Here is a 19,660-nt window from a genome sequence, read left to right as displayed (position 1 = left end):
TAGATTACGCCCTTTTAGTTGCTAGTTATGTAGTATATGAAATTTATATCAACGATTTTTCCAATATATCGGATCTTAGAAACGAGATATCGATTTACCAACAACATTAGACACTATTATTTATTTAACACCCACTCCATTAACACGATTGCCGATTCAATACGTTCTTTCGTATCGCCTAAAAATAATTTATGAAGTAATGCTTCCAAATGAATTGGCTTATTCGGCAACGTTTGAATATATCTTAAAACAGATCCAGCTGGCGGTGTAGGTTTGTTATTAATGGCCCATATCCCTTCTAACAATGTCCAAATTGACGTATAAACGATGTATGAAGCCTTTAACTCATCATTTGCTTTCAAAGCAGACTGAATTTTAATGAGCGAACTATGTAACCAATGAGAAATACCTTTCACTTTGTCGCTAGAAACACGATAGTTTTCAAATTCATATGCAGCTATTTCCTTTAACTTTTTTAACTCACCGCTTTTATCAAACAAAATTTCCCCTTCTAAAAATGAGTATAGTTCCATTGGATTATTTTTAAAGTTTACTAGTATTTGATTAACGTCTGCATACTTATATTCAACTAAAATATCTTCTCTCGTTTCAGAATGAAATTTCTTCTTTTGTCCGTCCTCTAACAGAATATATAAGTCTAAATCCGACTCAGGATATGCATCACCTCTTGCGACAGAACCGATAAGCATACATCCAGTTACCTTATCTATTGATAAGATTTCAGCTACTATTGCTTGCACTAATTTTTTATGTTGCTCATGTTTAATAGATGTTTGTGCTTCTAACATTTGTAACCTCCAAACATTTTTTTCTCTTCATTTCCCTCCATTTATAACGAAACAATAAAACATATGTAACATCCATATTTTACCACACATCAAAAAAAGAGGATATTCGTTTATTACTAAACAAATATCCTCTACCTTACATATATATTACGATTGTTGATAAGCCGCTTTCGATGATTTTACATAATAAACGGCGTGATCCACGTTAATGATATGATCTGGTTTTGGTTTACCACGACTCGCTCTATGACCTGCTAAATGTTCTTCGCTTGTTTCCCAGTTTTTCCATGCTTCTTCAGATTCCCAGCGAATCATAACGACAACTTCTTCGTCGCCGCGTCTTACTTTTTTCACAAGAACACTTAAATCGATGAAGCCTTCAAATTTTTCAATAATACCTTCGCCAGTGAAACGTTCTACAACTATATTTGATGTACCTTCTTTTACTGTAAATGTTTTCGTTTCAATAAACATATATCCCACTCCCTCTTTATAATACGAATACTACTATTCTTCCATTATAATTGATTATGATAATTATTTTCAATTATAAAGTTTGCATTATGCTGTTTTCTCTTTAACCGCTTCATCTAAAAATTTGAAATATGGAAGTAATAGTCCTATTAAAGAAGTAATACATATAATCGCACCGATGATAAAGTAAAGTGATCTTACTCCCCACATTTCACTTAGTATGCCTCCTAATAACACACCTAACGGCATAGCGGATCTTATGAAAAATAAACGCACTGAAAATATTTGTCCTATCATATTGTTTGGTACTGTTTGTTGGCATATTGTTGTGTTATGAACATTGAAAAATGAAATACAAATACCTGCAACAACTTCAATGGACACCGCAATTACTATACTATGATTGAACGCTAGAGAAATGTATGTGAGTCCTCCTATAAACAATCCACCAAGCATAAGTATACGCCGGCTTTTATATGTTACTTTTCCAACTAGTATAGATCCAACTACATAGCCAAACGGGAAACCAGCCATAAAATAACCAAACTCTGCATACCCTGCTGACAGCTCATCTTTTATATAAGGAAGGTTTGTAACTAGCGTAACCCCAACTCCAAATTGCACGAAAGTAAGAAAGACACTGAGCCAAACGATAACTGGTTTTGTGAAAAAATATGTAAAGCCGTGAAGAAACTGTTCTAGCCACGTTTTCCGAATGGATTGTGTTGTTCTCTTTTCTTTTATATTCCTCCCTTTATGTACATTCCCGTTGTTAATTATCTATTCAAAAACATATCTAATTCTTTCGCTAAAGACTGTACTGCTTTCTTTCTTAATACATATTTTCCGTCATGTATATCAACTAACTTCGCTGCACGTAACAATTTCAAATGATGGTGTACAGTCGATTTACCAAGCTGTAATCTTTCCGTTATTTCCTGTAATGTACGTTCTTTTTCAAACAACATTTTTACAATTCGCAATCTCGCTTCATCTCCAAGAGCCTTATGTTTTTGAACTAAAAAATAATTCGGTTCATACGGATCTTCAGGATGAATGCTTTCATTCGCAACTGGATAATGAAATACTTTCGTATCTTCAATATCCGCTTCAATATTCCACGGTCTGTACGTCATTTGCGGGATAAGAAGCACGTAATGAACACTTGGTTCTGGCATATAGTTAATGCCACCAGTAGCCCACTCAACAAACTCTTCTGGTTTCATCTTTTTATTCATTTCATTTTTTGCTTCATAATCTCGTTTTAATATAGAAAGTATTTGTTCTTCCTCTCTTTTAATAACACTCTCATACCAACCTGTCATAACAGCGATTAAATGCGATTTCAGCACTTGTACATCTACATTACATATAAAGCTAATATAAGTAGAAAAAAACTGATAATTATCTGTTAGTTCCTTTAGTTCGTGTATTGCACATACAACTCCCGTTGCAGCTAAACGTCTTTTCTCTTCATACTTCTCTCCTAAAAACGGTAAACATATAAATTTCAAATCTTCTTCTGAAAATGAATCAATTTTAAAATTAAACTGCGATAAATCTTGAAAATCCTCTTCATACAATAACTGGAGTAATGCTTTCCACGTATTATGTTCTTCTACAAACTGTAAGTGTTCTCTCATTTCTTCTGTTAATGCTTCCTTAATTTCTTCCCATTCACTTTGAGTCTTTTCAAGTGTATCAATTAACCTTTTATGAGTAATCGCAGCAATGCCAAGTGCACATTCGAAAAGTATCGAATATTTCACCTGAACGTTGTATGTTTCCCTTTTTCTGCTCGTTATGTGATAGACCTCCATTTTTATCCCCTCCTTGTTTGCTATATAACATATTCTATTTTTATCGAATTTTACCTTCTATATTTTTAGAACCGTTTTGCAATTTTAAAAAAACTTTGATCAATGAGCAAACAGAAAAAGGTTCATACTCTTTTCATTCTGACTCAATGAAAGCCTTGATTATTAAATATCATATTAAAAATGAGATTTTTTAACGGCTCAATTATACGTTGTATTTCACTCTCTTGTTCAACTATAGAGAAGGTTTATTAAAGAGAAGAGAGAAATTATTTCATTAAGAAAAATGAACAGGAGGCTATAAGAATGGGAAGAAAAGAAATGTTGCAAAATGGAGTCCAACAAGTTTTTTACGAGGAAGAATGGTACCCACCGATATCTGAAGCGTTAAAAAATCTTACTGCTGAACAAGCATGTTGGAAACCAGAAGGTGCTGCCAGTAATACGATTTGGGAAAATGTGAACCATTTATTAATTTTTAAAGAGCGCTTACTTTCCCGCTTACATGAAGATAATACATTTGTTGCTCCACAAAATAATGATGAAACCTTTATCCAAGGTGAGCCTAATGATGATAACGCTTGGCAACAAACAGTAAAGCGAACACTTCAAGTACATGATGCCTTACAATCTTCATTAACCGCCCTTCAAGAAGCAGAACTAGATCAACTAAGTCCTTCTCTACCAGTTTGGCAACAATATATGAATATCCTTTTGCATGATGCTTATCATACAGGACAAATTATACAGCTTCGGAAACTTCAAGGTTCATGGCCAACTCACCGTTCTTATTTATAAAGTGAAACTTTAATCAGCTCTTACCAATCGGGATTTTGCGAGCAGCCCACTCCCACCTAACTTCTTTGCTTTCCCTGAATTTTGAGGTAAAAGTCTTACTGCCCGTTAATCCGAGATAAACGATGTTTAAAATCGCATACGTTTAATATCCAACAAAGCAATTGAAAATAGCTACTTGTTTTGTAATTACTGCGATTGCTCAAAATAAAGCAAATTAAAATACGTGAATCCCAAACATCATTTACCCTCTTCATAACTTCTGATCATAATCCAAATTTGGAAGAATAGAGGCTTTTTTATATACAAATAATAAGCCTCAAGGAGTTGTTGACATGTATTTCATATTGAATATGTTAGGGATTTTCGTTGTCATATTAATCGTTTTCTTATGTTCGCCTAATAAAAAACATATAAAATGGAGACCAATTGTAATTCTCATCCTATTGGAGCTTTTTATTACATGGTTTATGTTAGGCACAAAGCTCGGCAGTATTATCATTAATAAAATTGCGTCATTTTTCAGTTGGCTACTAGCATGTGCGAATGAAGGTATTCGATTTGCATTTCCTTCAGCTATGGAAAGTCAGCACATTGATTTCTTCTTTAGTGCGTTACTTCCTATCATTTTTGTTATTACTTTTTTCGATATTCTATCTTATTTCGGAATCTTAACTTGGATTATTGATAAAGTAGGTGCAGTTATTTCAAAGATTTCTCGTTTACCAAAGTTAGAAAGTTTCTTTTCGATTCAAATGATGTTTTTAGGAAACACCGAAGCACTTGCGGTTGTTCGTGATCAATTATCTGTGTTAAAAGAAAATCGATTATTAACTTTTGGAATTATGAGTATGAGTAGCGTTAGCGGATCCATTCTTGGCGCTTATTTATCAATGGTGCCAGCAACATATATTTTCAGCGCCATTCCATTAAATTGTATTAACGCATTAATTTTAGCCAATGTATTAAATCCTGTGGAAGTTTCGAAAGAAGAAGACGTTGTTTACACACCTTCAAAACATGAAAAAAAGGATTTCTTTTCTACTATTTCAAACAGTATGTTAGTTGGGATGAATATGGTTATCGTTATTTTAGCTATGGTAATTGGTTATGTAGCTTTAACAGCATGTTTAAATGGGATTTTAGGATTTTTTGTAACGGGGTTAACAATTCAAAAAATCTTCTCCATTATCTTTAGTCCTTTTGCATTTTTACTCGGTTTATCAGGCAGTGATGCTATGTATGTAGCTGAATTAATGGGGATCAAAATAACGACGAATGAATTTGTTGCAATGATGGATTTAAAATCAAACTTAAAGTCGTTACAACCGCATACGGTTGCGGTTGCAACGACATTTCTAGCTTCTTTTGCTAACTTTAGTACAGTAGGTATGATTTACGGAACTTACAATTCATTATTTGGCGGAGAAAAATCATCAGTCATCGGTAAAAATGTTTGGAAGCTTCTTGTTAGCGGGATGGCTGTTTCTTTATTAAGTGCTATGCTCGTTGGGCTATTTGTATGGTAAATAATTTTTATAATAAAAGACACCCAAGCCAATTGAGTGTCTTTTATTATTATTTTCGAATTTGCCCATTTCCACGAATCACATATTTTGTAGAAGTTAATGCTGGAAGCCCCATTGGTCCTCTTACGTGTAACTTTTGTGTACTGATACCAATTTCCGCTCCGAATCCAAATTCGGATCCATCTGTAAAACGAGTCGATGCATTATGATAAAGTGCCGCGGCATCTACAGAAGTAAAAAACTTGCTGACGTTTTCCTCGTTTTCAGTAATAATTGCTTCAGAATGCATAGATCCATACGTATTTATATGATGAATCGCTTCTTCAACAGTGGAAACCACTTTCACTGCTAGTGTGAGAGATAAAAACTCAGTTTCCCAGTCTTCTTCTGTCGCAAGTAAGATAGAAGGATCAATCTCCACTGCTTTATTATCACCACGTAGCTCCACTCCTCTTTCCTTCAAGGAAGAAAACAACTCGCTACCATATTGCTCTGCCCACTTCTCATGAAGTACAATCGTTTCAATTGCATTACATACAGATGGACGCTGCGTTTTTGCGTTTATAATAATATCAAATGCCATTTGTTTATCCGCTGTTTCATCAATGAAAATATGACAATTCCCCGCACCTGTTTCAAGTACTGGAACAGACGCTTCCCTCACAACAGTATCGATTAATTGTTTGCCACCTCTTGGAATAAGAACGTCTAGATAATCATTCATTGTAAACAACTGCTTCGCGCTATCTCGCGTTGTATCTTCTATAAGCTGTACACTTTCTTGAGGTAAGCTTGTTTGTTTGAGCGCTCTGTGAATAACGGCAACGATGGCTTTATTAGAATGAATAGCAGAAGAACTACCACGTAATATGACTGCGTTTCCTGTCTTCAAACAAATTGTAGCAGCATCCACTGTTACATTCGGTCTTGCCTCGTAAATCATCCCAACAACACCAAGTGGTACGCGCATTTCCTGAATAGATAGTCCATTTGGCCTTTCCCATGCACTTACACATTCTCCTACAGGATCACGTAATTTAATTAGCTGCTTAATCCCTTCTGTCATATCAACAATACGCTGTTCATTCAGCATAAGGCGATCAAGGAGTGAATGAGAAAATCCTTTCTCCTTACCTTCTTCAATATCCCGTTTGTTTTCTTCTAAAATATAAGCTGTTTCTACTATCAGCTGATTAGCAATTGCAGCAAGTGCTTCATTTTTTTGATCTGTAGTTTTAAGCACAAGTTCTCTAGCAACCTCTTTTGCTTTTATCCCCTTTGCCAACACTTCATTCATTTTTATTTCCTCCTTTTTAAAGTGAAACCCAATGATCCCTATGGATGACTTCATAACTATGTCTCTCGCCTCTTACTTGAATATGTTGGCTTTGCATACCTTTTACATCTCTTAGTTCCTCTGCACTATATGTGCATTGTCCTTTTCCTATTACGCGCCCTTGTTGCGTTACAACCTCTACAACTTCACCCACTTGGAAAAATCCTGATACATTCGTAACACCAGCTGGAAGTAAACTCTTCCCATGCTGAATGATGGCAGTAGCTGCCCCAGCATCTACTTCGATTTGTCCGCTAACAAGCGAATGCAAGGCAATCCATTGCTTGTTCATCTTCATTTCTTTTTGAGGAGCATTACCAACATACGTTCCATCACCCTTACCCTTCAAAACATCTACAAACTTTTCCTGTCCACGTCCTGTTCCGATAAATACACTCACACCAAGAGAGAGTGCTGTCTTTGCAGCATCGATTTTTGATTTCATACCGCCAGTCCCAAGTTTTGAGCCAGCATCTCCTGCAAGAGAAGAAATTTCTTCCGTAACTTCAGGAAGAAAATAATATTTTTTTGCATCCGCATTTTTCTGAGGATTTTTGTCATATAACCCGTTCACATCCGTAAAGATCATAAGCATATCCGCCGAAACAAGCCCGCTTACTAAAGCTGACAGCATATCATTATCACCGAACGTTAGCTCCTCTAAAGAGATGGAATCATTCTCATTAATAATTGGAAGAGCGGCACGGTTTAATAATTCTCCTAACGTAGCGTAAGCATTACTATATTGTTCTTTTCTAGAAAAATCACTTCTCGTCAGCAAAAGTTGCGCAGTAACGATGCCATATTTACGGAATTCCTCCGTGTACGCCTGCATTAACAAACTTTGTCCGACAGCTGCTGCAGCCTGTTTCCCTTTAATCGTTACAGGTCTGCTAGGATATCCTAGCGCTGAAAAACCTGCAGCGACGGCTCCAGATGTAATTAACACAACCTCGTGCCCATCTTCTTTCAACCGAGCCAATGCGGCAACGTGATCTGAAAGCTGTTCTGTAGAGATGCCTCCGTGACTATCTGCCAAGGAACTACTCCCAATCTTTACAACAACTCGTTGTTTTTTCACTTTTTTATCCCCCAAGTCTAAAATCAAAGTTTTTTATAAATTACACTTCATTCACTTTGTAACTATATCTATTCTCATCAATGCTGCACTGAAGTATTTAAGAGCAAAATAAAAATGACCGCCTCGCCCTTAATAAAATAAAAAGGACGAAACGGTCATTGTTCCGCGGTACCACCTTAATTGATATACATAGATATCCACTTGGTGCCTATAACGCAGGCGAACGCCTAAACTTTCATTTAAGACTCAGGGATAGGTTCGATATATTCTATACGAGGAATCTTTCAGCCGGTGAATTCCACTCTCTTTCGCAAGAAGACATATGTACTAATTCCCTTCAACGATTTTCAATCTAATTTTTTTATATTATGCGATATAGTTCGATTCGGTGTCAAGAGGTATTTTTAAAAATAAATAGAGCCACAAGTTATTTGTATGAAATTATTGCCCTACTGAATGAAAATACAAAATGATATAAGTTTAACTCATATTCATAAACATAAAACCTTACATTATAGTGTATATATTTACATAATGTCGAATATAATTAATTTTTATCTTTTAGTGTTGCAAAAAGGAATATATTCTCTTAGAATGTTTCTTTATATTGCACAGGGATGTTATTCTTATTCTAAGAAAATAATATCAAACCGATATAATTGATTATAAAAGGAGCAAGATTGAGTTATTATGGATAAACAAATTGGATTCATCGGTTGCGGAAATATGGGAATGGCTATGATTGGCGGAATGATAAACAAAAATATAGTGTCTTCAAATCAAATTATTTGTTCAGATTTAAACACTGCTAATTTAAAAAATGCTAGTGAAAAATATGGGCTAACTACAACTACCGACAACAATAAAGTAGCTAAAAATGCTGATATTTTAATTTTATCAATCAAACCAGACCTATACGCATCAATAATTAATGAAATAAAAGAAGTAATCAAAAACGATGCTATCATCGTTACGATCGCTGCTGGGAAAAGTATTGAAAGTACTGAAAATGCATTTAATAAAAAAGTAAAGGTTGTAAGAGTAATGCCTAATACTCCTGCTCTTGTTGGAGAAGGAATGTCTGCATTATGCCCTAATGAAATGGTGACAGAAAAAGATTTAGAAGATGTACTAAACATTTTCAATAGTTTTGGTCAAACAGAGATCGTAAGTGAAAAATTAATGGATGTTGTAACATCTGTAAGTGGTTCTTCACCAGCTTATGTATATATGATTATAGAAGCGATGGCAGATGCTGCTGTACTAGATGGTATGCCAAGAAATCAAGCATATAAATTCGCTGCTCAAGCTGTGTTAGGCTCTGCAAAAATGGTACTAGAAACAGGAATACATCCAGGTGAATTGAAAGATATGGTTTGTTCTCCTGGCGGAACGACAATAGAAGCTGTTGCAACATTAGAGGAAAAAGGATTACGAACAGCGATTATTTCAGCTATGCAGCGTTGTACGCAAAAGTCTGTTGAACTATCTGGTCAAACTAAAAAATAAAACTATAAAAGAGATTACGTTAGCTATGAATTCACATAATTTTAATTAAAAATTCACTACATGATAAACGGCCAAACTCATATAAAATTGAGCTTGGCCGTTCCACTTTTTAATTATATTAAAATAATTTCATTCGAATTTTCTTTAAAGGTTCTGTTTTATCCCTTACCTATTCCCTACTATGATTGTGTAATTTTATTAGAAACTAATAATTTTTCAATGCATTTGGGTAACATATCTAATAGTGTTTCAAATGCGTAGTTTACATCTAGACGTTCTGTCCATTGATGTGCATCTTTTCCTACCGGCCCCATATTTAATACTGGAACATCAAACTCTTCTAATTCCTGAAGCGGAATTGAATAACCTTTATCCCATAATGGCATATTGTCTACAAGCGAACTCATTGAATCTAGTGGATACTGCAAGCCTACATAGCTTAAATCTGAAATCCCCCCAAAATAATTTTGGTTTTCAAATGTAATCTTATGATTGTAGTGTGCATACTTTTCCATTTCTACAACTACCTCTTTTATTAAAGGATTGTTGCGTGAACTCACAGCTGGATAGTACGGCGGAGCGAAGAAAAGTACAATCATCGGTGCCTTTTCTTTACATAAAATCGCTAATTTATCTACTAAATCAATCGTTACCGCACGATCATCTTTATCTTCTCTATTTTTTATAATATTAGATTGAATATGATTTATTTTTTCTTGTCCATGTTGCTCAATTGCATATGTGATAAGCTCTTCATACGTTAATACATTTACTTTGAGATTAGGTGGTATAAATGGATTATATTTAGAAAAACGATATGCATGTTTTTCATACGACTCTTCTATTTTCTCTGCTACTTTCGTTACTTTTTGACGTAACAATGAAACTACATCTATCATTGATTTTTCTAATAAAAACAAATTAAATAATGTAACTGCACGATGCGGAATTTGTACAGAATAATCCTCCTTTAAGTCCCTTTGAAGTAAGTTAGTTGGCGGAGGACTCGCTTCCCCTTCTACAATATCACAAAGGTCTGTGTTTAACTCTAATTCTGCTGTTATTAATGAAGCCATATAACTCCCATTTAAGCCTGCAAAAGGTTCACCTACATGTGTCTCTTTTCCATAGCAAAGAAAACCAGGTAACACTTTACCAATAGAGCCAGTGTAAATATACTTATTTTGGTCACCAGGATGTCTTGAAAACATAGGCTCTGAGTTTAAGACCGTTTTATAATCTAAGTTATGCTCTCTAGCTAAATCTAACAGTCTCGGAACAGCGGCCCTCATCCCTACAGAATTCACTTCTTCATCTGGTACAGCCAATAAAAGAACATTCCCATCGAATCTTCCTTCACATGCTTGTTCAATCATTGCCATTTGTAATGCTAGACCGCATTTCATATCCATTGTTCCTCTACCAAACAGCCATTCCCCATGTTCTATATCTTCACGCACATGGTCTGGAAGTTCATCTTTATGAGAATAAAACATAGATGTTAACTTTTTAGGATTAAATGCATCTTCTTTCCACACTCCGTAATCTTGTACATCTACAACATCAAAGTGACTTACTAGAATTACAGTATTTTTTGTACTATCTTTTTTCTTTACTAGTGCTGTAACAAAATATCGTCCGTCCCCTGTCGGATTTTTTTGTAAATGATGCGGGTTTTCTTTGAAATACTGTAATTCAGATAATTGTTCCACAACAAAGCCTGGCAATATTACTTCAGCTTCTGAACCGGTAATACTAGGAATTTCAACAAGACTGCTTAATAATTGAATCAATTGTTCTTTTGATTGCCACTTTGACATATAAATCCCCCTATTTTTCCGCATTATGAAAACGAATTCCAGTATATGAATAAAAAATGACGACAGCTATCAAAATTATAGTTCTGATGTACTGCCGATTTTTATTGATATTTCATGAGCTGCTTGTTTTACCTTGCTAATAAGAAAAGATAGTCGATCATCATTAATACGATGACTAATTAACCCAACACTTAATGCTCCTACTACTTTATGATTAAATCCGATAATAGGTGCAGCTACTGAAGCTGTCCCTTCTGTTTTTTCACCATAACTGACAGCATATCCTTCATTTTTTATTTGCTTTATTTGATTAAGAAGAATTTGCTTTTGTTCTGGTAATGAAGAAAGTAAATGTTCTACAATATGTTCCATTTCATTCGTTTTCATATTGGCAAGCATCGTTTTATTTGCGGCACCAATTGAAAGTGGAATTTGTTCCCCTAGATTATCGATAACTCGAATTTTTAAAGGACTATCAATTCTTTCAATGATAATAGAATGTGTTCCGTTTGGAATATTTAAATAGACACTTTCTTCGACTTCAAAGGCCAACCGCTTCATCACTTCTCTTGCAACTGATCTGTAGTCTACCTTCTCCAATTGACGTAACCCTATTTCCATCCACATTGGTCCAATTTTGTACTGTTTTGTCTCTGGTATTTGTGTAACTAACCCATGCTCCATTAGAGAGTTAAGTAATCTATGTACTGTACTAACTGGGAGATGTGTTCCATCTGCTATATCAGAAATAGCCCAATACTCTTTTTCATTTGTAGAATTCAATAATTTAATAATACTTATCGCTCGATCAATGGACTGTACCATAACTCGCCTCAACTTTACTCGTAGTATGTTAGTACGTTTAATTAACTATCAATTTAGCAAACATTCGAAATGAAATCAATCTATTTATTCAATTTTCTAACAATAAAAATATATCACTAACAACGAATTGAAAACGCAAACAAAAAAATATTGACTTTTCTTTTTAATTATCTGAAAATTATAACAAGATTTCACATCACGGAATACATTCCATAATACGGAAAAACATCAAACTTTATTCTATCAACTACGAAAGTGAGGAAAACAATGGCGCAAGTAAACAATACAAACAATGAATTAAAACGTACGATGAAAAGTAGACACTTATTCATGATTGCACTCGGTGGTGTGATTGGAACGGGGTTATTTAACGGATCTGGCTTTATAATAAGTCAAGCTGGACCTGGTGGATCCGTACTTGCCTTTATGGCCGGTGGATTATTAATGTATTTCGTTATGCTATGTCTTGGTGAACTCGCTGTAGCCATGCCTGTTTCGGGTTCTTTCCAGGAATATGCCACTAAATTCATCAATCCTGCAACTGGCTTTACAATCGGATGGTTGTATTGGTTAAGCTGGGCGAATACGACCGGTCTTGAATTTACAACTGCCGGTATTACAATGCAGCGCTGGTTTCCTGATATTCCTGTTTGGGTTTGGTGTTTAATATTTGGCGTTACAATCTTTACTATTAACGCATTATCTGCTCGTAGTTATGCAGAAACAGAATTTTGGTTTTCAAGTATAAAAGTATCTGCCATTATAGCTTTTATAATTCTTGGTGGCGCCGCTATGTTCGGCTTTATTGATTTAAAAGGCGACGAACCAGCTCCACTCCTTTCAAATTTCGTAAATCATGGTGGTTTATTTCCGAATGGACTTGCAGCTATTCTATTAACAATGGTTACAGTCAATTATTCCTTCCAAGGTACAGAGCTTGTCGGAATCGCAGCAGGTGAAAGTGAAGATCCAGCAAAAACTTTACCTCGTTCTATTAGAAATATTATATGGCGCACAATGTTTTTCTTCGTCTTAGCAATCTTTGTTCTTGTTGCTTTAATTCCTTGGGAAGAAGCAGGACTCACAAAGAGCCCATTCGTTGCTGTTTTTGATAATATCGGTATTCCATATGCAGCTGATATTATGAACTTTGTTATTCTTACTGCTGTTCTTTCTGTTGCAAACTCAGGACTATACGCTGCTACTCGAATGCTTTGGTCTTTATCAAAAAACGAAATGGCTCCAGCATTTTTAAAGAAATTATCATCACGTGGGATTCCTCTCAACGCTTTAATCATGACAATAGCTATTTCTGCTTTTTCTCTTTTAACAAGCGTCGTAGCTGCTGAAACGGTTTACTTATGGTTAATTTCCATTTCTGGAGTCATAACAATCATTGTTTGGATGTCAATTTGTGTTTCTCAATTCTTTTTCCGCAAACACTATTTAGCTGAAGGTGGAAAATTAGAAGACTTGAAGTTCAGAACTCCACTCTATCCCCTTGTACCAATTCTTGGTTTTGGATTGTATGGCATTATATTAGTAAGTCTTATCTTTATCCCAGATCAAAGACTAGGCATTTATTGTACTGTACCATTTATCATCTTTTGCTATACCTACTATCACTTTAAAGTTAAGAAAAGAATTGCAACTAACACTCAAAGTGAAACTAAAATTAGCGAAACTTCGTAATATTGCACGATACAAAAAAGACAACACGTGGCGTTTCACTTCATGTGTGGTCTTTTTTTCATTATTTAAATATGAGTTCACCTGAATTTAATGGATTTTTCTCTTCTCCTACAAAAGTAGTAAAATTTTCATTTGAACTTGCTACCTCAGTTGGATTTATCGTATTTCAATTTCGATATAATAATAAATAGGTATATCAGATATAGCTGTACATTATTAGAATTACATTCATTACTCAACTGGTAGTTACCAAGAAAGAAAGGAATGATCATAATGATACAGAACATATACGAGACTCATTTACATGTAAGAAATTTAGAAAAAGCGATAAATTTCTATCAAAACAAGCTAGGATTAACGTTAGCAAGAAAACTCTCCAAAAGAAGAGTGGCTTTCTTTTGGGTCGGAGAAAATAAAAAACAAATGCTTGGACTATGGGAAGTAAATAATATCGAAGACTTTGAGCTGAAACATTTTGCTTTTGGTGTAAATTTAGAGTTTTTAATGACTTCTAAAGCGTGGTTAGAGGAGCGTGGAATAGAAGTGATAGGAAGTCAAGGAAAAGGAAATCAAGAGCCAATTGTCCAAAGGTGGATGCCCGCTGCAAGTGTATACTTTCTAGATTGTGATAGAAATAAATTAGAATTCATTTCTATGTTACATGACAATCCAGATGAATTAGAATATGCATCCTATTTAAGTGTATGGAATGCGGAACACCAAGAAAAATGAATGAAATTTCCGTTCAAGTCTTTTCTAATTTTTTAGATATACTGTTGTACGATCCCCCTTTTGCTATTAATTTTCGTCGGATTTATGAACAGTTATCGTAATGGAAAATTCATGATAACTCCACTTGTTAACATAATGCATTTATTGTCATCTTGCATTTGTACTTACGTACGAGCAATTCCTAATCTGCTTCAATTATAATTTGAATCATTTAATTTTTCTTCTTATCTGGCATCTACTTTTGAAACAAAAACTCCCCTTAAATCGAAAATGATTAAGGGGAATTTTATATACGATGCAATTATAGTTCAGATTTCACCCGAACAGAAACATTATTTTTAATTATATTTTTGACATCTTTAAAGCTAACAAAATTGTTACTTTTCTCATCCCAAAGACGGAAACGGAGTGAACGCAAGCTTGTAGCAAGCGTAATCGTTGGTACATTTTTTAAAGGAAGGGTATTGTTGTGTGCCTCTTCTAGTTTATAGTTAGGTACTCTTGGACTTAAATGGTGAACATGATGAAATCCAATATTACCCGTTAGAAATTGCAAAATTTTTGGAAGTTTATAAAAAGAACTTCCCTCCACTGCCGCTTTCACATATTCCCACTCTTTATCTTCTTCAAAATAAGAATCCTCGAATGTGTGCTGTACGTAAAACAGCCAAATCCCTATTGAACCTGCTATTAAAAATATAGAACCATGTACTAAAAGAAACGATTGCCATCCAATTGCCCAGCAAAGCATCCCTATAATAGCAACGATTAAAATATTCGTTAAATAAGTGTTCATACGTTCTTTTTTTCTAGCACCTTTTCGGTTAAATCTATTTTTAAGCAAGAAAACATAAATCGGGCCTAACCCAAACATAACGAATGGATTGCGATATAAACGATATGCTAAACGGAGTCTAAATGGTGCTGCTACATATTCATCTACTGTAAGCGTCCAAATATCCCCTGTACCCCTCTTATCCAAATTACCACTCGTAGCGTGGTGAATAGAATGCTCATGCCCCCACTGATCAAATGGGAATAATGTTAAAACACCCATACACGTTCCAACTATTCTATTTGCACGTCGACTTTTAAAGAATGAATAATGGGTACAATCATGAAAAATAATGAAAATCCTTGTCATAAATCCAGCGGCTAACAGTGCTGGAACTAATGTTAACCAATAAGAAACTGACAAACTTTTATAAGCAAGGTACCATAAAATAATAAATGGCACGATTGTGTTAATCAGTTGCCAAACACTTTTTTTAATCGTTGATTTTTCAAAAGGAGCAACTTGTTTTTTTAAATTTTTAGTATTTTCTAAGGTCATTGTTCTAATTCCTTTCCTTTTTGTTGCTAATTCATATTATAGCACACTATTAGTATCAGGTGTTAAAAGTAGCTATAATAAATATTTTATACTATGAAAATCTCTTTTTTCTTACTCATTACTTACAAATTTCTTACGTCCAAAATAGCTTCTATAATTGGACAGACGGAACATTTTATGTATCAAAGAAACTTCGTATTTTTCCAATAAGTACATAAAAAACAGCGAGTTTTTTCACAAGAAGAAAAAAGCTGCAATCAGTCAGTTTCACCGACTTATCGCAGCTTCTCTTCTTTTTACCTTATTTTATCGATGAAGCCAAACTGCACCTGCAGACTTGTCTTCAGCTTGGCCTACCACTTCAAACTTCAGTCCTAGCTTCGGTAACTTACGTCCTGCATCAGGAATAACGCTGTTGATGTATTGCTTAGAATCATCAAATTTTGCCACTCCTGGTAATCCTTTATAATCGAAGATACCGCGTGTTGGTGAATTTACTTTCCATGCTGGCGTTTGATCAAATGAGAATGCCGCATCGGCAATTTGATAACGTGTACTGCTCTTCACAGTAGGTTGTCCGTTTAATGTCCCTACAATTGCCTCTGGATGAGAATCTACTACTCCTAAGAACCCTTCACCTGGATGAACGCCTACCCAGTTATCTGTAAAGCTTTGATCCGCATACCATACAACCATTCCTGTATTAAACACTGGGCCACGTGCATGTTGTAACGCAGTGTCAGACCCAGCGTAATTTCTCCACTCTACATAGTAATTATGTTTTTTCTGTTCAAATCCATTAGACACAGTAAAGCCTTTTAGCGTCATTGCTGGCTGACCTTCTGCATCATCAGAGAAAACAACTTTTCCATCTACAGTTAAGGCTGCATTATCTAACGCAAATCCTTTATAAGCTACTGCAATATCTGTTAAGTACTCAAATTGCAGTTTTACTTTTTTTCCTTTGAATTGGCTTAAATCGTATGATTTATCAACCCACTTACCATCAGTTGTATCCGCGCCGCCTTTTATATCTTTTTCGCCCATTCTATCAATGCGTGTCTTCGTTCCATCTTCTGCAATCGCATATACGTCAAGGAAATCATACTTCGCTTCAAGTTCGTAAAATGCCTTATAATCGAACTTAGCATCCTTTGCATTTGTTAAGTCAAATACTGGTGTCTCAAGTGTTGTATGAATGTCATTTCCTTTTGTACTGTAATAGAACTTCTTACCAAACGCTGATTCGATATTTTTTATATCTTTGTCCGGCAAGTTAACACGAACAATTCCAGGTCGTTTAGATTTTGTAGTACTTTGATCTACATATGTTGCAACACCGATTCCTTTGCTAAGTTTGTCATAATCTACTTCAAGAATATTCGCCCAGTTCCCCTTCATATTCTTTTGGAAAAACTCTTTATTTTGTGGCGAGAAACTCGTTGGCTCTGTTCCTGCAATTTTTCCAGCCCAGCTACCACCACTCATAATAGACCATGACTCAACAGGTTCACCTTGTCCTGAGTACTTTGTATCATATTCATCTGGTAAGCCTAAATCATGGCCATACTCATGTGCAAACACACCAACTGCTCCGTCTTCAGGCTCGATTGTATAATCATATGCAGCCATCTTTCCGCCCCAGTTCGAAACAGAAGATTTCGTGCCATCAATTGCATATGGTTTTGAACCTAGTTTTGAACGATGTGACCAAATCGCATCATCTTTCAATTTACCGCCGCCAGCTTCTTGACCAACGCCAGCATGTACAACCATTAAATGATCAATAATGCCATCTGGCTCATTTTTATTTCCATCACCATCTTGATCGTATTGATCAAATTGGTCATAGTCTGCTAAATTGATTCCTTTTGCTACCGCTGCTTTTAATGCTTCTTTCACAAAATCTTTTGGTCCTAAAGGCCCCTTGTTATCATGCCCAGTACCCGCATCAGCACCATAATCTGATGCTTTTCCTGGAACAGTAAGCCATTCTGTTACAGTCCCATCAACTGTATAGCTACCACCAGATTGTTCTTCATAATATTGCTTAAATGTGTTAATTTTCGATCCATCAAATAAAGTAAATGGTTCATCACCAAATAACATTTTTTGATAATGTTCACGATTAAAGTCCTTAGAATACATGTATCCTGGCTCTTGATCAATATTGTTATGCTTAAAATCGCTAAATTCTACAAGTAAAACAAGTACTTTATCTTTTCGAACAGCTCCATTGTATTCTTCTTGCTTCGCTGATGTAGTAGGTACTTTTCCATTTAATTTCCCAGGGTTCAATGCTGCACCTTGTCCAGCTACTGGGCCTACTTCAGGCTGCTGCGCCTGTTCATTTTCCCTCATTTTTGCATCTTTTACTTTTTTCATAAAGTCAGAGGCTTCTTGCGTAAGACTATCTCCCGTTAAGATTTCTTTCCCAGGATTTTCCCCTTTCTTTTTCTCAACATATTTTTCGACAGCCTTTGAAGTCTCCGCTTGTGATGCAGATTGATCAATTACCCCCCGTTGTTTTAGCGCTTCAGCCAAACGCTCCTCCGGTATTAAGTGCTCATCTATTGGTAGAGATGATGTTGGTGTCTCAGCATACGCTACGTGACCTCCAAAAGCAAACGTACTACTTAGTACCGCTGCTGTTGTTAATACCGCTAATGGTTTTAATTTCTTTTTCTTTTTCAATGTATTTCCTCCCCAGTGCCTGCAAATTATCGTTTTTTGCCGATAATAACATAATATTCGTTATAATACGAATATTCAATCTTTTTCAACAAATAAAATGTTGAGAAATATTTTTTTATGCAGGGTGAAATACATAAGATATAAAAACAAACAGACTCTCCTATAAATAACAGTGAACTTTTATATGTTCTTAGTTACAATCAAAATCCAGTAAATCTGGGATTCATACTTTTTTATAAAAATAAGAATTAAATATTTTCAATACTATTTAATCTATAGGTTACCATATTACTCACTATTCTCATTATCACAAGCTAATAGTGGTTCGTACATCATTATAGCGTGATTCTCTGTTACATATTGATCTTCTATTAACTGTTTCTGTTGATTATATACTTTACGTTGAATCACATTATGTCGTATATAACCGCCCCAGTATGCAGGTTGAATTGAGTGTTCTTTCTCATACACTTCATATTGATAAAGTTGCGGATAGACTGTTCTCCATTCACCAACTAAATGTTCATCTGTCATATAAAGGTGAAGTTGATACGGTTGGTCCGTTTCATTTTTAATTTGTAAATCCAAATAGTTATAGGAACAAGTCGCCCCACTCCCAAATGGTTGAGTTCGCCTAGAGTCAGGAAAGACATCAAAGCTATGACGATATCGTTCTGTTACTGTCAGTGGTGTATGTAAAGTCATCCAATATATTAAATTCGAAAGCTGACAAAGACCTCCTCCAATACCTGTTTGAAAAGATCCGTAATGTAATACCATACCTTCTACATACCCTTTTTTCCTCGTTGGCTTACCTATTAAACGCCAGTAAGAAAATGTTTCTCCCGGTCTAATGACGATACCATTTAGTTTTTTAACAGCAATTTTCAAATTAACAACCTTATTCTGTTGATACCACATATCTACATCTTTGAGCTTACGAAGTAATATCGTTCGGTGCTGAATTGCTGTACAAGGTAGCTTTTCTTGTTGGAACCTTTTTGCATATGTTTTTCCATCTGCCAACCACTGAATGTACCTCTTTGTAGAGTAATACCACTTCCCTAGCATAATGCGATACTTAGACCGCTGTTTAGGACGTAAGTGCACTATATTCATTTTATTCCCTCTCTCTTTCTTCAAGTAAATTCTAATATATTTCTAATCCAATAAACTACAGTTTTCTTAGATGCATAATAATTTCCGCAAAAAAA

Annotated in this window: 15 protein-coding genes, 1 pseudogene and 1 other annotated feature; of the genes and pseudogenes, 5 read left to right on the top strand and 11 right to left on the bottom strand. The window is 35.1% G+C overall.

What is annotated here, in order from left to right; genetic code table 11:
• Nucleotides 1-116 precede the first annotated feature (116 nt).
• From ACTFRY_RS09560 to ACTFRY_RS09545, 4 genes and pseudogenes are all read right to left on the bottom strand, one after another.
• On the bottom strand, nt 117-809 hold the full coding sequence (locus ACTFRY_RS09560; protein WP_044797291.1) for a nucleotidyltransferase domain-containing protein: 693 nt from the start codon (nt 807-809) through the stop codon (nt 117-119).
• Between the two features lie 147 nt (nt 810-956).
• A complete protein-coding gene (gene hmoA, locus ACTFRY_RS09555) occupies nt 957-1,283 on the bottom strand; it encodes a heme-degrading monooxygenase HmoA (protein ID WP_000469503.1) in 327 nt (108 codons plus the stop codon).
• An 87-nt stretch (nt 1,284-1,370) separates the two neighbouring features.
• Nucleotides 1,371-2,027, bottom strand: a pseudogene (locus ACTFRY_RS09550) (MFS transporter); the annotation flags it as partial.
• A 32-nt stretch (nt 2,028-2,059) separates the two neighbouring features.
• Nucleotides 2,060-3,103, bottom strand: a complete 1,044-nt coding sequence (locus tag ACTFRY_RS09545; protein ID WP_098783449.1) for an ArsR/SmtB family transcription factor — start codon at nt 3,101-3,103, stop codon at nt 2,060-2,062.
• Between the two features lie 303 nt (nt 3,104-3,406).
• On the opposite strand from ACTFRY_RS09545, the gene ACTFRY_RS09540 reads away from it, so the two are divergent.
• Both ACTFRY_RS09540 and ACTFRY_RS09535 read left to right on the top strand, forming a co-directional pair.
• Nucleotides 3,407-3,898, top strand: coding sequence for a DinB family protein (locus ACTFRY_RS09540; RefSeq protein WP_000532722.1), 492 nt, complete (start codon nt 3,407-3,409; stop codon nt 3,896-3,898).
• A 332-nt stretch (nt 3,899-4,230) separates the two neighbouring features.
• Nucleotides 4,231-5,424 (top strand): NupC/NupG family nucleoside CNT transporter, encoded by a 1,194-nt coding sequence (locus ACTFRY_RS09535; RefSeq protein WP_000273603.1) that lies wholly within the window; start codon nt 4,231-4,233, stop codon nt 5,422-5,424.
• Between the two features lie 49 nt (nt 5,425-5,473).
• Here the strand turns inward: ACTFRY_RS09535 and ACTFRY_RS09530 are convergent, their stop codons facing one another.
• Both ACTFRY_RS09530 and proB read right to left on the bottom strand, forming a co-directional pair.
• A complete protein-coding gene (locus ACTFRY_RS09530) occupies nt 5,474-6,721 on the bottom strand; it encodes a glutamate-5-semialdehyde dehydrogenase (RefSeq protein WP_001006622.1) in 1,248 nt (415 codons plus the stop codon).
• Nucleotides 6,722-6,737: 16 nt separating this feature from the next.
• Entirely contained in the window at nt 6,738-7,841 is a 1,104-nt protein-coding gene (proB, locus tag ACTFRY_RS09525; RefSeq protein ID WP_000744800.1) for a glutamate 5-kinase, read from the bottom strand.
• Nucleotides 7,842-7,980: 139 nt separating this feature from the next.
• Nucleotides 7,981-8,191 (bottom strand) — a binding site (T-box leader).
• Between the two features lie 340 nt (nt 8,192-8,531).
• Between proB and proC the strand changes: the two genes are divergently transcribed.
• Nucleotides 8,532-9,350 (top strand): pyrroline-5-carboxylate reductase, encoded by an 819-nt coding sequence (gene proC, locus ACTFRY_RS09520; protein ID WP_000360727.1) that lies wholly within the window; start codon nt 8,532-8,534, stop codon nt 9,348-9,350.
• 179 nt (nt 9,351-9,529) lie between these two features.
• Here proC and ACTFRY_RS09515 read toward each other — a convergent pair whose 3' ends face one another.
• Nucleotides 9,530-11,194 (bottom strand): M20/M25/M40 family metallo-hydrolase, encoded by a 1,665-nt coding sequence (locus tag ACTFRY_RS09515; RefSeq protein ID WP_136986281.1) that lies wholly within the window; start codon nt 11,192-11,194, stop codon nt 9,530-9,532.
• Nucleotides 11,195-11,245: 51 nt separating this feature from the next.
• Nucleotides 11,246-11,995, bottom strand: a complete 750-nt coding sequence (locus ACTFRY_RS09510; RefSeq protein WP_000250746.1) for an IclR family transcriptional regulator — start codon at nt 11,993-11,995, stop codon at nt 11,246-11,248.
• A gap of 267 nt (nt 11,996-12,262) precedes the next feature.
• Here ACTFRY_RS09510 and ACTFRY_RS09505 point away from each other — a divergent pair, with 267 nt between their 5' ends.
• Nucleotides 12,263-13,687 (top strand): amino acid permease, encoded by a 1,425-nt coding sequence (locus ACTFRY_RS09505; RefSeq protein WP_000079968.1) that lies wholly within the window; start codon nt 12,263-12,265, stop codon nt 13,685-13,687.
• 273 nt (nt 13,688-13,960) lie between these two features.
• A complete protein-coding gene (locus ACTFRY_RS09500; RefSeq protein WP_000615638.1) occupies nt 13,961-14,419 on the top strand; it encodes a VOC family protein in 459 nt (152 codons plus the stop codon).
• A 301-nt stretch (nt 14,420-14,720) separates the two neighbouring features.
• Here ACTFRY_RS09500 and ACTFRY_RS09495 read toward each other — a convergent pair whose 3' ends face one another.
• The 3 genes from ACTFRY_RS09495 to ACTFRY_RS09485 form a co-directional block, all read right to left on the bottom strand.
• Nucleotides 14,721-15,752, bottom strand: coding sequence for a fatty acid desaturase (locus ACTFRY_RS09495; protein ID WP_000171497.1), 1,032 nt, complete (start codon nt 15,750-15,752; stop codon nt 14,721-14,723).
• Between the two features lie 306 nt (nt 15,753-16,058).
• On the bottom strand, nt 16,059-18,446 hold the full coding sequence (locus ACTFRY_RS09490) for an immune inhibitor A domain-containing protein (RefSeq protein ID WP_086423124.1): 2,388 nt from the start codon (nt 18,444-18,446) through the stop codon (nt 16,059-16,061).
• A 288-nt stretch (nt 18,447-18,734) separates the two neighbouring features.
• Nucleotides 18,735-19,565, bottom strand: coding sequence for a VanW family protein (locus ACTFRY_RS09485; protein ID WP_061664935.1), 831 nt, complete (start codon nt 19,563-19,565; stop codon nt 18,735-18,737).
• Nucleotides 19,566-19,660 lie beyond the last annotated feature (95 nt).

It is taken from the genome of Bacillus cereus group sp. MYBK195-1, from assembly GCF_051916605.1.
GTDB lineage: Bacteria > Bacillota > Bacilli > Bacillales > Bacillaceae_G > Bacillus_A > Bacillus_A cereus.
Note: the sequence above shows the minus strand (reverse complement) of the source record. Positions and strands in the feature narration are given on the sequence as shown.

Bases quoted from the DNA above. Each gene is read 5' to 3' on its own strand.
- ACTFRY_RS09560 (WP_044797291.1), bottom strand. From the start codon at position 809: ATGTTAGAAGCACAAACATCTATTAAACATGAGCAACATAAAAAATTA.
- hmoA (WP_000469503.1), bottom strand. From the start codon at position 1,283: ATGTTTATTGAAACGAAAACATTTACAGTAAAAGAAGGTACATCAAAT.
- ACTFRY_RS09545 (WP_098783449.1), bottom strand. From the start codon at position 3,103: ATGGAGGTCTATCACATAACGAGCAGAAAAAGGGAAACATACAACGTT.
- ACTFRY_RS09540 (WP_000532722.1), top strand. From the start codon at position 3,407: ATGGGAAGAAAAGAAATGTTGCAAAATGGAGTCCAACAAGTTTTTTAC.
- ACTFRY_RS09535 (WP_000273603.1), top strand. From the start codon at position 4,231: ATGTATTTCATATTGAATATGTTAGGGATTTTCGTTGTCATATTAATC.
- ACTFRY_RS09530 (WP_001006622.1), bottom strand. From the start codon at position 6,721: ATGAATGAAGTGTTGGCAAAGGGGATAAAAGCAAAAGAGGTTGCTAGA.
- proC (WP_000360727.1), top strand. From the start codon at position 8,532: ATGGATAAACAAATTGGATTCATCGGTTGCGGAAATATGGGAATGGCT.
- ACTFRY_RS09515 (WP_136986281.1), bottom strand. From the start codon at position 11,194: ATGCGGAAAAATAGGGGGATTTATATGTCAAAGTGGCAATCAAAAGAA.
- ACTFRY_RS09510 (WP_000250746.1), bottom strand. From the start codon at position 11,995: ATGGTACAGTCCATTGATCGAGCGATAAGTATTATTAAATTATTGAAT.
- ACTFRY_RS09505 (WP_000079968.1), top strand. From the start codon at position 12,263: ATGGCGCAAGTAAACAATACAAACAATGAATTAAAACGTACGATGAAA.
- ACTFRY_RS09500 (WP_000615638.1), top strand. From the start codon at position 13,961: ATGATACAGAACATATACGAGACTCATTTACATGTAAGAAATTTAGAA.
- ACTFRY_RS09495 (WP_000171497.1), bottom strand. From the start codon at position 15,752: ATGACCTTAGAAAATACTAAAAATTTAAAAAAACAAGTTGCTCCTTTT.
- ACTFRY_RS09485 (WP_061664935.1), bottom strand. From the start codon at position 19,565: ATGAATATAGTGCACTTACGTCCTAAACAGCGGTCTAAGTATCGCATT.